Origin of the sequence: Blastococcus sp. TML/C7B (assembly GCF_016612845.1) — a bacterium.
Taxonomy (GTDB): domain Bacteria; phylum Actinomycetota; class Actinomycetes; order Mycobacteriales; family Geodermatophilaceae; genus Blastococcus.
Genome location: NZ_JAEOAA010000001.1, coordinates 2543707 through 2560238, shown reverse-complemented (window position 1 = coordinate 2560238; position 16532 = coordinate 2543707). Strand labels below are relative to the sequence as shown.

The window sequence follows — 16532 nt, the reverse complement described above, 5'->3', positions numbered from 1 at the left end:
GGCGCGTCGACGTCCGCGGGCCGGCCTGTGGACGACGCCGACCCGGGCCCGGGCGCGCGCGGCATGCTCGCCTCCTCGACGACGACGGAGGCGTGGCGTGCGGCAGACGGTGACCGATCCCTGGGGCAGCGAGTGGTGGGTGCGGGCGCGGTTCGTGCGCGGGGCCGGCCTGGCGCCACCGCATCCCGGCCCGGACGCGAACCGACTGCGCCGGCGGCTGGAGGAGGCACTGGGGCGGCACCCCGCTCCGCTGGTGGCGTCCGCGCCCACCGATGTGCGGCTCCCGGCGGCACCCATCAGCGACCCGGTGGACGCGGAGCTGGCGGCACTGCGCGGCGAGTGGCACCGGACCGGTTCCGCGATCTGGGCGTTGCACGAGGCGCGGAGGTCGCGCCCGCGCCCCGGGGCACTGGCCCAGCTGCGCGCGTGGAGGTCGGGACGGTGGGAGATCGAGCTGGTCGCCCGCGGCCGGTTCCGGCGCTGGGCCCGCTGGCAGGGGCCCGGAGAGCAAGCGTCCCGAGAGCACGGGTCCGGCGAGCAGCCGTCCGCCGAGGTGCTCGCCGCGGTGGCGGCGGCCGTGGCCGCCGGCCGGGTCCCGGACCCGGCCGGCGTGGCCCTCGTCGAGGTGGTGGACCACCGGCCCCCGGTGCGGGCGCACCCGGTTCCCTGACCTCGCCGGGCGGGTCGGGAGCCGGGTGGGCCGGGCGCTCAGCTGGCCTTCTTGCGGGTCCTCTTCTTGGGTGCGGCGGCCGCGGCCACGGCGTCCTCGTCGAGGATCTTCGCCAGGTACCGGCCGGTGTGGCTCTCCGGCACGGTGGCGACGAACTCCGGCGGCCCCTCGGCGACGACCGTGCCGCCGCGGAACCCGCCCTCGGGCCCCATGTCGATGAGCCAGTCGGCGCTCTTGATGACGTCGAGGTTGTGCTCGATGACGATGACCGAGTTGCCCTTGTCGACCAGGCCCTGCAGGACCAGCAGCAGCTTGCGGATGTCCTCGAAGTGCAGGCCGGTGGTCGGCTCGTCGAGGACGTAGATGCTGCGGCCGTTGGACCGCTTCTGCAGCTCGCTGGCCAGCTTGACCCGCTGGGCCTCGCCGCCGGAGAGCGTCGTGGCGGGCTGCCCGAGCCGGACGTAGCCGAGGCCGACCTCGGTGAGCGTGCGCAGGTAGCGCGCGATCGACGGAATGGCCGCGAAGAAGTCCGCCGCCTCCTCGATCGGCATGTCGAGCACCTCGGCGACCGTCTTGCCCTTGTAGTGCACCTCGAGGGTCTCCCGGTTGAACCGGGCTCCCTTACACACCTCGCAGGGGACGTAGACGTCCGGCAGGAAGTTCATCTCGATCTTCAGCGTGCCGTCGCCGGAGCACGCCTCGCAGCGCCCGCCCTTGACGTTGAAGGAGAAGCGGCCCGGCAGGTAGCCGCGCATCTTCGCCTCGGTGGTCTGCGCGAACAGCTTGCGCACCTGGTCCCAGACCCCGGTGTAGGTGGCCGGGTTGGAGCGCGGCGTGCGGCCGATCGGCGACTGGTCGACGTGCACGACCTTGTCCAGCTGGTCGAGGCCGGTGATCGTGCGGTGCCGGCCGGCGACCATGCGCGCGCGGTTCAGGACGTTGGCCATCGTCGTGTAGAGGATGTCGTTGACCAGCGTGGACTTGCCCGACCCGGAGACGCCGGTGACGGCCACCAGGACACCCAGCGGGAACGTCACGTCGATGCCGCGCAGGTTGTTCTCGCGGGCTCCCTTGACGACGAGCTCGCGGCCCGGCGTGAGCTCGCGGCGCTGAGCCGGGATCTCGATGGCCTTGCGGCCGGAGAGGTACTGGCCGGTGAGCGACCGCTCGCTGGCCAGCAGCTCGTCGACGGTGCCGCTGACGACGACCTCGCCACCGTGCTCGCCGGCGCCCGGGCCGATGTCGACCACCCAGTCGGCGACCTTGATGGTGTCCTCGTCGTGCTCGACGACGATGAGCGTGTTGCCCATGTCGCGCAGCCGGACCAGCGTCTCGATCAGCCGGGTGTTGTCGCGCTGGTGCAGCCCGATCGAGGGCTCGTCCAGCACGTACAGCACGCCGACCAGGCCGGAGCCGATCTGGGTGGCCAGCCGGATCCGCTGCGCCTCACCACCGGCCAGCGTCGCGGCCGGGCGGTCGAGGGAGAGGTAGTCCAGGCCGACGTCGACCAGGAAGGACAGCCGCGCCTGGATCTCGCGGAGGACGCGGTCGGCGATAGCCTTCTCGCGCTCCCCCAGCTCGAGGGCGTTCAGCCACTGCGAGGCCTCGCCGATGGAGAGGTTGGTGACCTCGGCGATGGAGCGGCCGTTGAGCTTGACCGCGAGGATCTCCGGCTTGAGCCGGGTGCCGTGGCAGACGGGGCACGGGACGTCGCGCATGTAGCCCTCGTACTTGTCCCGCATGTAGTCGCTGTCGGTGTCGTCGTGCCGGCGCTCGAGGAAGGGCAGCACGCCCTCGAAGGCGGCGTAGTAGCTGCGCTCGCGGCCGTACCGGTTCTTGTAGCGGACGTGCACCTGGTCCGGCGAGCCGTGCAGGATCGCCTTCTGCACCTTGGCCGGCAGCCGCTCCCACGGCTCGTCCATGGAGAAGCCGATCTGCTGGCCCAGGCCGGTGAGCAGCCGGGTGAAGTACTCGTTGCTCATCGAGCTCGACCACGGCGCGATCGCGCCCTGCGCCAGGCTCTTCTCCGGGTCCGGGACGACGAGCTCCGGGTCGACCTCCTTGCGGGTGCCGATGCCGGTGCACTCGGTGCAGGCGCCGAACGGGGAGTTGAAGGAGAACGAGCGCGGCTCGAGCGCCTCGAAGGACAGCCCGTCGTCGACGCAGGCGAGGTGCTCGGAGAAGGTGCGCTCGCGGTGCGGGTCGTCGTCCGGCAGGTCGACGAACTCGAGGACGACGAGGCCGCCGGCCAGGCCGAGGGCGGTCTCCACCGAGTCGGTCAGCCGGCGCTTGGCGCTCTCCTTGACGGTGAGCCGGTCGACGATGACCTCGATCGAGTGCTTCTCCTGCTTCTTGAGCTTCGGCGGCTCGGTCAGCGAGTGCACCGTGCCGTCGACGCGGACGCGGGAGAAGCCCTGCGTCTGCAGCGAGCTGAACAGGTCGACGTACTCGCCCTTGCGCGCGCGGACGACCGGCGCGAGCACCTGGAAGCGGGTGCCCTCCTCCATGGCCAGCACCTGGTCGACGATCTGCTGCGGCGTCTGCCGGGAGATCGGCTTGCCGCAGTTGGGGCAGTGCGGCTGACCGGCGCGCGCGTAGAGGAGGCGGAGGTAGTCGTAGACCTCGGTGATCGTGCCGACGGTCGACCGCGGGTTGCGGTTGGTCGACTTCTGGTCGATCGACACCGCCGGCGACAGGCCCTCGATGAAGTCGACGTCGGGCTTGTCCATCTGGCCGAGGAACTGGCGGGCGTAGGCCGACAGCGACTCGACGTAGCGGCGCTGCCCCTCGGCGAAGATCGTGTCGAAGGCGAGGCTCGACTTGCCGGAGCCGGAGAGGCCCGTGAACACGATGAGCGCGTCACGGGGGAGGTCGAGGTGGACGTCCTTGAGGTTGTGCTCTCGGGCGCCGCGGACGACGAGCCGGTCCATGTGATCCCTGTCGGTCGCTGGTTGGGTGTCGCGGGTGCTGGTGCTGCGGGGCGGGCCGGGGACGCCGCCGTCGATCTGCCGGGTGCAACGCCCGCGCCGGCCGTGGTCGTCCGCCTCCGCGGTGTGACCTGCGCCCGCGGGGCGGGCAGGTTCAGGTCGCGGTGGACGGCCGGTCGGTGGGGTCGAAGACGGGCGCGTAGCGGCGCCACGGGAGCCGGCGCTCCAGCTCTCCGGCCAGCCAGAGTAGTCGTCCCTCGGCGCCCGGGGGGCCGACGAACTGGACCGCCACCGGGGGCCCGGACGGCCGCGTCCCGCCCGGCAGCACCGCCGCCGGGAGGCCGGCCAGGTTCCACGCCGCCGTCCACGGCGCCCAGCGGGCGTTGGCTGTGACGTTGGCCAGGAACCCGCGCTCGTGCCAGGGGCGGGCGGCCAGCGGCGGGCCGGTGGTCACCGGGGTGAGCAGCAGGTCGACGTCGGAGAAGAACCCGACCATCCGCTCGCGGAACCGCTCCTGGGTGCGCGGCCGGACCAGCCCGAGCCGGCGCACGAGCCGGCCGAGCCGGGCGTGGGTGCGGCTGCGCGGCTGGAGCTCGCGCCGGTCGATGCCCAGGAACTCGGCGTCGTCCTCGGCGCCGGCGAACCAGCGGACCAGCGCTCCGGCGGCCGCGCCGGGGGTGATCGGCGGATCGCGGCGGACGACGGTGTGGCCGGCGGCCTCCAGCTCGGCGACGACGGCGTCGACCGCGGCCCGGGTGGCGGCGTCGGCACCGACGCCCGGGACCGGGGACCGCGTGCTCACCGCGATGCGCAGCGGCCGGTCGGGCGCCGGGGGTTGCTCGGGCGTCTCCCCCGCCAGGACGGCGTGGGCCAGCGCGAGGTCGCCGACGGTGGTGGCCAGCGCGCCGTTGACCGCCATGCCCGACCAGTCGTCCGCGCCGATGCCGCCGGGGACGACGCCCCGGCCCGGCTTGAGGGTGACCAGGCCGCAGGCGGCGGCGGGCAGCCGGAGCGAGCCCATGCCGTCGTTGCCGTGCGCGATCGGCACCGAGCCCGAGGCGACCGCGGCGGCGCTGCCACCGGAGCTGCCGGCCGACGAGAGCGCGGTGTCCCAGGGGTTGCGGCTGACCGTGCCGGGCCCGTCGGTGGCGGCGTAGAGGCAGAGCTCGGGCGCACGGGTGATGCCGACGACGACGGCGCCGGCCTTGCGCAGCCGGGTGACGACGGGGTGGTCCTTGCGCTCCGGCTCGCCGGCGCGGGCGGGGGACCCGTCGGTGCAGACCTCCCCCGCGACCGCCACGTTGTCCTTGATCGCGACGGGGACGCCGGCCAGCGGCAGCGCGAACCGGGTGAGGCTGGCGTCGACCGCGGCCGCCTCGGCGAGGGCCGCGTCGCGCCGGACGACGCGGAAGGCGCCGACGCGGGCGTCGACCGCCTCGATGTGGTCGAGGTGGGCGCGCACCACGTCGACGGCGGTGATCTCGCCGGTGCGCACGCGGGCGGCGATCTCCGCGGCGGTCAGCCCGACCAGGCCCGGGTCGCTCGGCGTCCCCTCCGGGTCGGCGGCCCACGGCACCGGCCGGCCGGTGCTCCCGTCCCCCGCGCGCAGCTCGATCGGGGGCAGGCCGAGACCTCCGCTAGCGTCCATGCCAGGACCGTAACGGCGCACGCCGACACTTTTCGAACGGAGGCCGGAGATGAGCTCCTACACCGGGAACGTCGAGGTCGGCGGAGCGCCCGACGTCCGGGAGCTGCCCGGGCTGACGATCAGCAAGCTGGCGGTCAGCGAGATGGCGAACAACGCCTACCTGCTGCGCTGCACCGCCACCGGGGAGGCGCTGCTGATCGACGCCGCGGCCGAACCCGAGGCGCTGCTGGGCCTGGTCGGCGACGCGGTGCTGCGCACCGTCGTCACCACCCACGGGCACTGGGACCACCACCGGGCGCTGCCCGAGGTCGTGGCGGCCACCGGCGCGGCCACGGTCGCGCACGCCGCCGACGCGGCCGACCTGCCGGTGCGCGTCGACCGCACCGTCGAGCACGGCGAGACGGTCTCCGTCGGCGAGCAGCCGCTGGAGGTCGTCCACCTGCGGGGGCACACGCCGGGCAGCATCGCGCTGGTCTGGCGCGGCCCCGGGGACGCGGGCACCCACGTCTTCACCGGCGACAGCCTCTTCCCCGGCGGCGTGGGCAACACCCAGCAGGACGCCGGCCGGTTCGCCAGCCTCATCGACGACGTCGAGCAGCGGCTGTTCGACGCGCTGCCCGACGGCACCTGGGTCTACCCGGGGCACGGGAACGACACGACGATCGGCGCCGAGCGCCCCTCGCTGCCGGAGTGGCGCGCCCGCGGCTGGTGACCGGGCGACCCGGTGACCGGCGGGGTCAGCTGACGGTGAACCGGCCGTTCATGCTCGGGTGGGGGTCGCACAGGTAGCGGTACTCGCCCGCGTCGAAGGTGATGACCCAGGTGGTCTCGCCCGTCCCGGTGACCCGCGTCTTCTCGTCCACGTCGCCGCCGTCGAGCCCGCTGAGGTGGAAGTCGTGGACCTCGCTGTAGTCCTCCACCACGACGTTGTACTGCCCGGCGGGCAGCTCGGTGACCGGTTCACCGTCGTCGTCCACCAGGGCGATCTCGAAGGCGTCCGGGGACTCCTCGGTGCCGACCGACCCGTGCAGGGTCGGCGCCCCGGGCACCGCCTCGTCCCCGCCGCCGTCGTCCCCCGAGCCGCTGCTGCACGCGGCGGTCAGGAGGAGCACCGCGAGGGCGGTTGCGCGCGCACCCTGCATGACCGCTCCCGAGTGCTCGGCCGACGGGTCCCCCGCAGCATCCGCCGCCCCGGCCCCCGGCTCAAGCCCTCCGGCCGCCCCACCCGCCGCCGGCGGGCTCAGTCGTCGTCGTCGTCGAAGGCGGCGGCCAGCTCGTCCGGGGTTCCGGGCAGGTAGAGCGGGGTGATCGAGACGTTCCAGCCGGGACGCCGCTGGTCGACGCCGACGGCGAGGTCCCACGCCGCGCGCGCGGTCAGCGGGCCGAAGCAGCCCTCGTCGCCGTCCTCGCCGACCTCGATCTCGACCAGCCACTGGTCGGAGAGGTCGGCGGCGAGCTCGGCGAAGTCGGGCAGGGCGTCGTCGTCGGGTTCGGGAGCGTCGGCCAGGACCGGGTAGATGAGCGCCATGCCCCACCGTAGGGGCGCGGCGGCCCGACCGCGCCCGCCGGGAACGCCTCAGCGCCCCTCGTCGGCCTCCGGCTCGACCAGCTCGGCGGTGGCCGGGCCCGGGTTCGCGGGGGTCGGCAGCCAGCGGGCCCACCAGCGCAGCAGGTGCTCGAAGCGCGCCTGCCGGTGCCTCGGCCGCCCCGAGCGGGACAGCTCGTGCCCCTCGCCGGGGAACAGCAGCAGCTCGGAGGGGACGCCGCGGCGCTTGAGCTCGACGTAGAGCCGGGTGCCCTGCTCGAGCGGCGTCCGCCAGTCCTGCTCGGCGTGGACCACCATCGTCGGCGTGGTGATCGCCGACGCCGGCGCGCTCTGCGCACCGGAGCGCCCGGGATCGGTGAAGCCGCGCTCCACCACCGCGGCGGCGAAGCGGTCCGTGCGGCCGACGAGCAGCGCGGTGAGGTAGCCGCCGTAGGAGCCGCCCATGACGCCCACCCGGTCGGCGTCGAGCGCGGGGTCGGCGAGCGCGGCGTCGAGAAAGGCGAGCACGTCGTCGGCGTCCAGCCCACCCCAGGCGTGCCGGATGGCCCGGCCGTGCGCGGCGCCGTACCCCGAGGACCCGCGCGGATTGCACTGCACCACCGCGTAGCCGGCGGAGACGTGGACCTGGACGTCGTCCAGGAGCGACCAGCCGTGCTGGCTGAACGGCCCGCCGTGCAGGGCGAGCAGCACCGGGTGCGGGCCGGGCCCCGGGGGTGTGGTCACCCAGCCGTGCACCGGGTAGCCGTCGGGGGCGGTCGCCGTCCGCTCGCGCATCGGGTGCAGCCGGCCGGTGCCGCCCAGCTCCGCGCCGAAGCGGGTGAGCAGCCGCCGGCTCCCCCCGGACAGCGCGACCAGCTCCCCGGCCGAGCGCTCGTGCGCCACGGTGGGCGACGACGACACCACCCGCCGCCGCGATCCCCCGCACGGTGAACGGTCCGTCGACCAGCACCTCGGCCTCCCCGCCGGTGAGCGGGACCCGCAGCAGCTCGACCGCCCCCCGCCGCTCGACACCGACCAGGACAGCGACGTCCGCCAGCACCGTCCCCGGGGTGCGGTCGCCGCGGCGGTGCTCCTCCGGGTCGAGCAGCGGCTGCAGAGCGCCGTCCGCGGTGACCCGGCAGGGCACGGCCGGGCGGGCGACGTCGTCGAGCCCGTCGGGCCCGAGGTCGGGGACGGCGGTGACGACGAGCGTGCCGTCAGGCGCGTAGGCCGGGCCCGAGCACCGCCCGACCGACGCGGTCACCCGGCGCAGCCCGGAGCCGTCGGTGGCGATCTCGTGGACGTCGACGACGAGGTCCCGGTCGGCCCGCGGGTGCCGCGCGGAGACGAAGGCGAGGGCCGCGCCGTCCGGGCGCCAGACGACGTCGGCGCAGTCGGCGTCCCCGGAGGTCAGCTGCACCGGTGCGGGCGGCGCGGCGTCGTCGCGCAGCGAGGCGGGCAGGTCGAGGACGAAGACCTGGCTGCGGCGGTCGGCCAGGAAGCCGATGCCGTCCGCGCGGTACGTCAGCGTGGTGATCAGCCGCGGCGGCTCGGCCTCGGGGCCGACGCCCTCGACCGTGCCGTACCGGCCGTGCTCGGGCACCCGGGCGACGTAGGCGAGCCGCCGTGAGTCCGGCGACCAGACCGGCGCGCCGGCGCCCAGCGGGTGCTCGGTGAGCCGGCGAGGTTCGCCGCCCGCGGTGGCCAGCAGGCACACCTGCGGTTGCCCGTCCGGTCCGGCGCCCAGGTAGGCCAGCCACCGGCCGTCGGGGGAGAACGCCGGGCAGCAGTCGCGGGAGCCGGCGCTGATGGGGCGCGCCGGTGCCGACGCGTCGGTCGGCACGGCCCACAGCTGGCTGCGGTACGCGTCGGCCTCGAGGTCCAGCCGCTCGACGGCGACGACCGCCATCCGGCCGTCCGGGGACACGGTGGGGACGCCCGGCGTGCGCAGGAGCGCGAGGTCGTCGGGCCGCATGGGAGCGACGCTAGCCGGTGGCCCGGGCCGGCCCGGCCGCCCCCGTGCGGCCCTCGGTGCGGTCAGCGGCGGGCGCTGTCCTCGTCCTGCTCCTCGGCGAGGCGGCTCTCGACGGCCGCGGACGCCTCGGGCCCGCCGGCGGGCACGGACTCGGCAACGCTCTCGTCGAGCTGCGGTGCGCCGGCGGAGGTGAGCTCGCCGCGGGTCTTGAGCAGGCTGGCGACGGTGGCGACGAGCAGCACGCCCAGGATGATCGCGAGCGACAGCCAGATCGGGATCTCGGGCACCGCGTCGATGTGCTCACCACCGTTGATGAACGGCAGCTCGTTGGTGTGCAGCGCCTCCATGATCAGCTTCACGCCGATGAACGCGAGGATGACCGAGAGGCCGATGGACAGGTAGACCAGCCGCTTGAGCAGGCCGCCGAGCAGGAAGTACAGCTGGCGCAGCCCCATGAGCGCGAACACGTTCGCCGTGAAGACGATGAACGGCTCCTTGGTCAGGCCGAAGATCGCCGGGATGCTGTCGAGGGCGAAGAGCAGGTCCGTCGTCCCCAGCGCGAGGAAGACGATGACCATCGGGGTCCAGAGCTTCTTGCCGCCCTCGGTGACCCGGATCTTGCTGCCGTGGAAGTCCTTGCTGATCGGCAGCACCTTCCGCATCCGGCGGATGAACGCGTTCTCCTCGTACTCCTCGTCCTCGCCGCGGTGCCGCACCAGGTTGATCGCGGTGTAGATGAGGAACGCGCCGAAGATGTAGAAGACCCAGGTGAAGCGCTCGATCACCGCGGCGCCCAGCAGGATGAAGATCCCGCGCAGCACCAGCGCGATGATGATGCCCACCATCAGCGCTTCCTGCTGCAGCTTCCGGGGCACCTGGAAGCGGGCCATGATGATCACGAAGACGAAGAGGTTGTCGACCGAGAGCGAGTACTCCGTCAGCCAGCCCGCGTAGAACTCCGTGGCGAACTGCCCGCCGGTCACGACCAGGATCACGAGCCCGAACAGCAGGGCCAGCCCGACGTAGAAGCTGACCCAGAGGCTCGCCTCCTTGACCGACGGCTCGTGCGGACGACGGGCGACGATGGCGAGGTCGGCGAGCAGCAGGACGGTGAGTCCCACGAACGTCGCGACCTCGAACCAGACGGGGAGCTCCACGGGGCCCGACTCTACGGGCCGCTGAGTGCCCTCGCCCCCGACGCTCCCTGGGCCGCGAGGACCGTCGACAGCGCGCGCACCGAGGCGCGCAGCTCGGCCGCCGCGTCCTCGCCCAGAGCGTCGACGATTCCGTGCAGGACCCGGATCCGCAGCCCCTCGGCCTGCTGCTGCACCACCCGCCCGGCCTCCGTGAGCCGCCACGCGCCCGACGTGCCGCCGTCGTCGGCGGTGACCAGACCCCGGCCCCGGAGGGCCCGCAGCGTCGCGGCCGCCGCCTCGTCGACCTGGCCGGTCCGCTCGGCGACGACGTCGGTCCGCGTGGCCCCGCCGGCGACCGCGAGCAGCGCCTGCAGCTCGCCGCTGCGCAGGTCGGTCAGCTCCTCCACCCGCCGGCGCAGCCCGTCGACGGCCCCGGCGAGGCCGGCGACGTCGTCGAGGAGGGTGAGGACGCCGGCCATCGACCTCGCCGGTGCCCCGGCGAGGAGCAGCTCCGCCGGCGGTGCGGTCACCGCGGGTCCAGCACGTCGTCGGCCGGGCCGGCGAGGGCGGCCCGCGCGGCCCGGTCGCGGCGGTTCTTCGCCAGGCTGGCCACCGTCGTGACCACGAGCGTCAGCAGGATGACCGTCAGCGAGAGCCAGGTCGGGATCTCCGGGATCGCGGTGACGTGCTCGCCGCCGTTGATGAACGGCAGCTCGTTGGTGTGCAGCGCGTGGATGACCAGCTTGGCGCCGATGAAGCCGAGGATCACGGCCAGGCCGTAGGCGAGGTAGACCAGCCAGGTCGAGCAGGCCGTCGATGAGGAAGAAGAGCTGCCGGAGGCCGAGCAGCGAGAACGCGTTGGCGGCGAAGACCAGGTACGTCTCCTGCGTGAGGCCGAAGATGGCCGGGATCGAGTCGACGGCGAAGAGGATGTCGGCGCTGCCGATGGCGATGAGCGCGATGGCCAGCGGGGTGATGTAGCGCTTGCCGTCGATGCGGACCGACAGCTTGTCCGAGTGGTACTCGTCGGTGGTCGGGAACGCCTTCCTGGCGCCGCGCAGGAGCAGGTTCTCCGAGAAGTCCTCGTGGTCGTCGTGCCCGCCGGAGCGGGCCTGCGCCCACGCCGTGTAGATGAGGATCGCGCCGAAGAGGTAGAAGACCCAGCTGAAGTTCTCGATGGCGGCCGCGCCGACGAGGATGAACACGGTGCGCAGCACGAGCGCGAAGGTGATGCCGTAGAGCAGCACCTTCTGCTGCAGCTCCCGTGGCACCCCGAAGCTGGCCATGATCAGCACGAAGACGAACAGGTTGTCGATCGACAGGCTCTTCTCGGTGATGTAGCCGGCGAAGTACTCACCGCCGAACTGCGCACCGTAGAACCAGAAGATCAGCAGCCCGAAGACGACGGCGATGCCGACGTAGATCGCCGACCAGGTCGCCGACTCGCGCAGCGTGGGGGCGTGCGGGGTGCGCACGTGCCCGACGAGGTCGAAGACGAGCATGCCGACGATGAGGCCGACGGTGAGGGCCCACACCCAGAAGGGGACGTCCAAGGAAAAGCCTCCGATGACTGGCGCTGGGGTCAGTACCGGAGGTCTCTCCCACCGTCACCGGGGTGACGGCCGGCGGGCCGGGGGTCGTGGGACCCCGTACTGACGACCTCGCCGCGCGGGGATACTCCCCTCCACGGACGCGCTCGCTGAGCGCGTCTTCCCCGGCCCCAACGGTCCGGGGAGCTGCTGTGTTCCCGAGGTGCCGGATCGGTGCCCGACCCTGCGGATCGGTGGCAGCGGTCCGACCCGGCTCAGGCGCCGGCGGCCAGGAACGCCGCGCGGGCGTGGCGGAGCATCCGCTCCCGCTCGGCGGCGCGCAGGTACCCGGCCGCGATCTGCTCATCGAGCGCCGCCGCGTACCGCGCGAGGTACCCGTCGACGTCGCCGTAGCGGGCGCGCAGCTCCTCGGCGTCGAACGGCTGCCAGCCGCCCCAGTTCCCGCACACGTCGGTGATCGAGGAGGTGCCCACCGGGCTCAGCGCCACCGGCAGCGGCCGGCCCAGCGGGACCACGGCGTCGGGGAACCGCACCCCGCCGCGCGGCTGCCAGGTGTCGTCGTCGACGGCGGGCACGGGCAGCTCCACGCCGGGGAGGCCGTTGACCTCCGCACCGGCCTGCGGCGGCACCAGCTCGAACACCGCCGGCGGGGGCAGCCGGCCGTCCCGGCCGCGGAGCACGTCGGCCACGTCGGCGAGCAGGCTGCGCAGGTAGGGCTCGTAGGAGATCGGGTTGCGCGGCACCTCGACGCCGCCGTTGCACCCGAGCACCCCGAAGACCACCGCGTCTGGGTAGGTGCGGCCGGCGTGCGGAGCCGGCCAGTCGTACCGGGGCACCGTCCCGTCGCCGGGATCCTGCGCCGTGATGCCGGCCCGGAGCCGGTAGTAGTCGGTGTAGGTGGCGACGTCGACGAGGAGCGGGTCGCTGCCGGGGCGGGTGAGCACCCGGTCGTAGGTGAGCGGCACACCGTCCGGCAGGAGGTAGGGCCGCTGCTCCTCCTCCCCCGCCAGCTGGTTGATCGCCAGCCAGTTGCCGATCCCCGAGACCGTGACCGCCACGTCGAACACCGGCCCACCGCCGTGCGGCTCGACGTTGAAGCCCTCGGCCACCAGCGTGGTCACCAGCCAGGCGCTCTGGCTGATGCCGGCCAGGACCGCCGACCCGAAGCGCGGGAGCGCCGGCCCCTCGGGCGGGGTGTCTCCGGTGCGCCGGGTGAGCAGCCGGCCGAAGTCGCGGACGACGACCTCGCCGATCCCCTGGGCGGTCGCCGGGACGCCGGCCGCGATGCCGGACTCCCACTGGACGCGGGCGTAGCCGAGCCCGTGCTCACCGAGGAAGCCGGTGCCCCGGCCGGGCGGGTAGACCGCCGCCGTCGGCGAGCTCTCCGCCGAGCCGAGCGCGAACTGCTCCACGGTGACCAGGACGGCGGGACGGCCGCGGTTCTCGGCGTCCACGAGGACGAGGTCACCGCCACCCTCGGGCGCGATCACCTCGAACTCGGCGCGGTACGTGCAGCGGCCCGCCGCATCGGTGGGCAGCCCCGCCAGCCCCACGACCTGCTCCCGGGGGTCGATGACGCCGTGCACCGTCCCCGTCGTCCGCTGCCAGGTGACGCCGGCCAGCTCGATCGGCGCGGTCGTGGCCTCGACCCGGGTGATCGCCGAGGCGAGCGGCGGGCCGGCCGGCACGGAGGCCGGCTCGTGGGCAGGGCGGGACGGCGTCGTGCGGGTCATGCGGGCGGCTCCGGGGTCAGGCGTGCGCGGCGTCGAACTGGCGGAGTTCCTTCTTGAGCTCGGTCAGCTCGTCGCGCAGCCGGGCCGCGACCTCGAACTGCAGCTCCCGCGCGGCGGAGAGCATCTGCTCGTTCATCGTCTGGATCATGTCGGCCAGCTCAGCGCGCGGGAGGCCCTGCACGTCGATCGACCCGGCCTTGGCCTTCGCCTTCGACGACAGGCCCGGGACCGGCGACTTGCCGCGCGACTGCTGCCGGCCCGAGCCGCCGAGCAGCTCGGTGGCGGCCTCGGCGTCCTCGGCGGCCTTGTAGATGCCGTCGAGGATGTCGACGATCTTCTTGCGCAGCGGCTGCGGGTCGACGCCGTGGGCGGTGTTGTAGGCGATCTGCTTCTCGCGGCGCCGGTTCGTCTCGTCGATGGCCTGGGCCATGGACGGGGTGATCTTGTCGGCGTACATGTGCACCTGGCCGGACACGTTGCGCGCCGCACGGCCGATGGTCTGGATGAGCGACTTGCCCGAGCGGAGGAAGCCCTCCTTGTCCGCGTCGAGGATCGCCACCAGCGACACCTCGGGCAGGTCGAGGCCCTCGCGCAGCAGGTTGATGCCGACCAGCACGTCGTACTCGCCCTGCCGCAGCTCGCGCAGCAGCTCGACCCGGCGCAGCGTGTCCACCTCGGAGTGCAGGTAGCGGACCTTGATGCCGAGCTCGAGCAGGTAGTCGGTGAGGTCCTCGGACATCTTCTTGGTCAGCGTCGTGACCAGGATCCGCTCGTCCTTCTCGGTGCGGAGGCGGATCTCGTGCACGAGGTCGTCGATCTGGCCCTTGGTCGGCTTGACCACGACCTCGGGGTCGATCAGGCCGGTGGGCCGGATGACCTGCTCGACGACGTCGCCCTGCACCTTGCCCAGCTCGTAGTCGCCGGGCGTGGCCGAGAGGTAGACCGACTGGTGGATCCGGTCGGTGAACTCCTCCCACTTCAGGGGGCGGTTGTCCATCGCCGACGGGAGCCGGAAGCCGTGCTCGACGAGCGTGCGCTTGCGGCTCATGTCGCCCTCGTACATGCCGCCGATCTGCGGGACGGTCACGTGCGACTCGTCGATGACCAGCAGGAAGTCGTCGGGGAAGTAGTCGATGAGGCAGGCGCCGGCGCTGCCGGGGGCGCGCCCGTCGATGTGCCGCGAGTAGTTCTCGATGCCCGAGCAGAACCCGACCTGGCGCATCATCTCGATGTCGTAGGTGGTGCGCATGCGCAGCCGCTGGGCCTCCAGCAGCTTGCCCTGCCGCTCCAGCTCCGCCAACCGGACCTCGAGCTCGGCCTCGATGCTGCGGATCGCCCGCTCCATCCGGTCGGGCCCCGCGACGTAGTGGCTGGCCGGGAAGACGAACAGCTCCTCGACCTCGCGCACGACCTCGCCGGTCAGCGGGTGCAGGTAGTACAGCCGCTCGACCTCGTCGCCGAACATCTCGATCCGGACGGCGAGCTCCTCGTACACCGGGAATACCTCGATCGTGTCGCCCCGCACGCGGAACGTGCCGCGGGTGAAGGAGAGGTCGTTGCGCGTGTACTGCTCGGTGACCAGGGTGCGCAGCAGCTCGTCCCGGTCGCGCTCCTCCCCCTTGCGGATCTTCAGCGCGCGCTCGACGTACTCCTGGGGGGTGCCCAGGCCGTAGATGCAGGAGACGGTGGAGACCACCACGACGTCGCGCCGGGTGAGCAGGCTGTTGGTGGCCGAGTGCCGGAGCCGCTCGACCTCCTCGTTGATCGAGGAGTCCTTCTCGATGTAGGTGTCCGTCTGCGGGACGTAGGCCTCGGGCTGGTAGTAGTCGTAGTACGAGACGAAGTACTCCACCGCGGCGTCGGGGAGCAGCTCGCGGAACTCGTTGGCCAGCTGGGCGGCGAGGGTCTTGTTGGGCGCCATCACCAGCGTGGGGCGCTGCACCTGCTCGATGAGCCACGCCGTCGTCGCCGACTTGCCGGTACCCGTGGCACCCAGCAGGACGGTGTGCTCGTCCCCCGCGTTCACCCGCTCGGCGAGCGCCTTGATGGCGGCCGGCTGGTCACCCGCCGGCTCGAACTCGCTGACGACGCGGAAGCGGCCCTGGGTCGGCCTGATGTCGGTGGTCGTGCGCACGGGGACGACGGTACGACGGGGGTGCGACAGAACGCGCGGCCGCGAACCGGCGACGCCCCTGCTCGCCCCCGGATCCCCGGCCCGGACCGGACGCGACCGTCCGGTGGCAGGTACTTGCGGGGGGCACAGCGCGGCCCCTACCGTCGCGGCTCGCAGGAGCGGTGCCTCGGGCCAGCGCCACCCGGATCCGCCGGGCGAGGTCGGCCCGCCGTTCCGCGCACGGCGCCCCCGTGGCTGGTCCCCGGGGGCGCCGTCGCGTCTCCCCGGCCGGCGCCCGCCAGGGTCACACCGTTTCCAGGTGTGCGAGCCCCCCGGGCGGGGCACGGGCACGGGGTCGCCCGTCCCGCCTCCTCCCCCCGCCCCTGGGAGAGAGGCTCCGCCCCCGTGCCCGGGGCACGCAGCAGGAGGAACCAGTCCATGACCCAGGTATGGCCCGGCAGTGCCTACCCCCTCGGGGCCACGTACGACGGCACCGGCACGAACTTCGCGATCTTCAGCGAGGTGGCCGACAAGGTCGAGCTCTGCCTCTTCGACGAAGACGGGAACGAGGAGCGCATCCGCCTCCCCGAGATGGACGGGTACGTGTGGCACGCGTTCCTCCCGAACATCCACCCCGGCCAGAAGTACGGCTTCCGGGTGCACGGCCCGCACGACCCCTCGCAGGGGCTGCGGTGCAACCCGAACAAGCTCCTCCTCGACCCCTACGCCAAGGCGATCGACGGCCAGGTCGACTGGGACCCGTCGGTGTTCGGCTACGACTTCGAGACCAAGGAGCGCAACGACGACGACTCTGCGGCGCACATGCCGAAGTCCGTCGTCGTCAACCCCTACTTCGACTGGGGCGTCGACCGCCCGCCGAGGACGCCCTACAACAAGACGGTCATCTACGAGGCCCACGTCAAGGGCCTGACGATGACCAACCCGCGGATCCCCGAGGAGCTGCGCGGCACCTACGCCGGCGTCGCGCACCCGGCGACGATCGAGCACCTCACCGACCTGGGCATCACCGCCATCGAGCTCATGCCGGTGCACCAGTTCGTGCAGGACGACACGCTGCTGCAGAAGGGCCTGCGCAACTACTGGGGCTACAACACGATCGGCTTCTTCGCGCCGCACAACGAGTACGCGCAGTCGAGCAACGGCCAGCAGGTGCAGGAGTTCAAGGGCATGGTCCGGGCCCTGCACGAGGCGGGCATCGAGGTCATCCTCGACGTCGTCTACAACCACACCGCCG

The 16532-nt window shown here is 73.2% G+C and carries 12 protein-coding genes and 1 pseudogene; 4 read left to right on the top strand and 9 right to left on the bottom strand.

Going from position 1 to position 16532, the window contains the following annotated elements; genetic code table 11:
• Nucleotides 1–97 precede the first annotated feature (97 nt).
• Nucleotides 98–670, top strand: a complete 573-nt coding sequence (locus JKP76_RS12385) for a hypothetical protein (protein WP_200491088.1) — start codon at nt 98–100, stop codon at nt 668–670.
• Nucleotides 671–708: 38 nt separating this feature from the next.
• Here the strand turns inward: JKP76_RS12385 and uvrA are convergent, their stop codons facing one another.
• Both uvrA and JKP76_RS12375 read right to left on the bottom strand, forming a co-directional pair.
• Nucleotides 709–3600, bottom strand: coding sequence for an excinuclease ABC subunit UvrA (gene uvrA, locus JKP76_RS12380; protein ID WP_200491087.1), 2892 nt, complete (start codon nt 3598–3600; stop codon nt 709–711).
• Nucleotides 3601–3751: 151 nt separating this feature from the next.
• Complete coding sequence (locus JKP76_RS12375) at nt 3752–5245, bottom strand: amidase (protein ID WP_200491086.1); 1494 nt, start codon at nt 5243–5245, stop codon at nt 3752–3754.
• A 49-nt stretch (nt 5246–5294) separates the two neighbouring features.
• Here JKP76_RS12375 and JKP76_RS12370 point away from each other — a divergent pair, with 49 nt between their 5' ends.
• Nucleotides 5295–5957, top strand: a complete 663-nt coding sequence (locus JKP76_RS12370; protein WP_200491085.1) for an MBL fold metallo-hydrolase — start codon at nt 5295–5297, stop codon at nt 5955–5957.
• A 25-nt stretch (nt 5958–5982) separates the two neighbouring features.
• On the opposite strand, the gene JKP76_RS12365 is transcribed toward JKP76_RS12370, so the two are convergent.
• The 3 genes from JKP76_RS12365 to JKP76_RS21025 form a co-directional block, all read right to left on the bottom strand.
• Nucleotides 5983–6387 (bottom strand): plastocyanin/azurin family copper-binding protein, encoded by a 405-nt coding sequence (locus JKP76_RS12365; RefSeq protein ID WP_200491084.1) that lies wholly within the window; start codon nt 6385–6387, stop codon nt 5983–5985.
• A gap of 98 nt (nt 6388–6485) precedes the next feature.
• Nucleotides 6486–6773 (bottom strand): hypothetical protein, encoded by a 288-nt coding sequence (locus tag JKP76_RS12360; RefSeq protein ID WP_200491083.1) that lies wholly within the window; start codon nt 6771–6773, stop codon nt 6486–6488.
• 48 nt (nt 6774–6821) lie between these two features.
• Nucleotides 6822–7673, bottom strand: a complete 852-nt coding sequence (locus JKP76_RS21025) for a prolyl oligopeptidase family serine peptidase (protein ID WP_309232933.1) — start codon at nt 7671–7673, stop codon at nt 6822–6824.
• 1 nt (nt 7674) lies between these two features.
• Between JKP76_RS21025 and JKP76_RS21020 the strand changes: the two genes are divergently transcribed.
• Nucleotides 7675–8400, top strand: a complete 726-nt coding sequence (locus tag JKP76_RS21020) for a hypothetical protein (protein WP_242471284.1) — start codon at nt 7675–7677, stop codon at nt 8398–8400.
• Nucleotides 8401–8807: 407 nt separating this feature from the next.
• On the opposite strand, the gene JKP76_RS12350 is transcribed toward JKP76_RS21020, so the two are convergent.
• The 4 genes from JKP76_RS12350 to uvrB form a co-directional block, all read right to left on the bottom strand.
• Nucleotides 8808–9902 carry a TerC family protein gene (locus JKP76_RS12350; protein ID WP_200491082.1) on the bottom strand — a complete coding sequence of 365 codons (1095 nt, stop codon included), beginning with the start codon at nt 9900–9902 and terminating at the stop codon, nt 8808–8810.
• Between the two features lie 11 nt (nt 9903–9913).
• Entirely contained in the window at nt 9914–11434 is a 1521-nt protein-coding gene (locus JKP76_RS12340) for a TerC family protein (RefSeq protein ID WP_242471283.1), read from the bottom strand.
• A 251-nt stretch (nt 11435–11685) separates the two neighbouring features.
• Nucleotides 11686–13164: an alpha/beta hydrolase domain-containing protein gene (locus tag JKP76_RS12335; protein ID WP_200491080.1), complete on the bottom strand. Its 1479-nt coding sequence runs from the start codon at nt 13162–13164 to the stop codon at nt 11686–11688.
• A gap of 16 nt (nt 13165–13180) precedes the next feature.
• Nucleotides 13181–15298, bottom strand: coding sequence for an excinuclease ABC subunit UvrB (gene uvrB / locus JKP76_RS12330; RefSeq protein ID WP_200491079.1), 2118 nt, complete (start codon nt 15296–15298; stop codon nt 13181–13183).
• A 417-nt stretch (nt 15299–15715) separates the two neighbouring features.
• On the opposite strand from uvrB, the pseudogene JKP76_RS24060 reads away from it, so the two are divergent.
• Nucleotides 15716–16486, top strand: a pseudogene (locus tag JKP76_RS24060) (glycogen debranching enzyme); the annotation flags it as partial.
• Between the last annotated feature and the right edge of the window lie 46 nt (nt 16487–16532).

Excerpts from the sequence above, each read along its gene's own strand:
- uvrA (WP_200491087.1), bottom strand. The coding sequence starts at position 3,600 with ATGGACCGGCTCGTCGTCCGCGGCGCCCGAGAGCACAACCTCAAGGAC.
- JKP76_RS12375 (WP_200491086.1), bottom strand. The coding sequence starts at position 5,245 with ATGGACGCTAGCGGAGGTCTCGGCCTGCCCCCGATCGAGCTGCGCGCG.
- JKP76_RS12370 (WP_200491085.1), top strand. The coding sequence starts at position 5,295 with ATGAGCTCCTACACCGGGAACGTCGAGGTCGGCGGAGCGCCCGACGTC.
- JKP76_RS12365 (WP_200491084.1), bottom strand. The coding sequence starts at position 6,387 with ATGCAGGGTGCGCGCGCAACCGCCCTCGCGGTGCTCCTCCTGACCGCC.
- JKP76_RS12360 (WP_200491083.1), bottom strand. The coding sequence starts at position 6,773 with ATGGCGCTCATCTACCCGGTCCTGGCCGACGCTCCCGAACCCGACGAC.
- JKP76_RS12335 (WP_200491080.1), bottom strand. The coding sequence starts at position 13,164 with ATGACCCGCACGACGCCGTCCCGCCCTGCCCACGAGCCGGCCTCCGTG.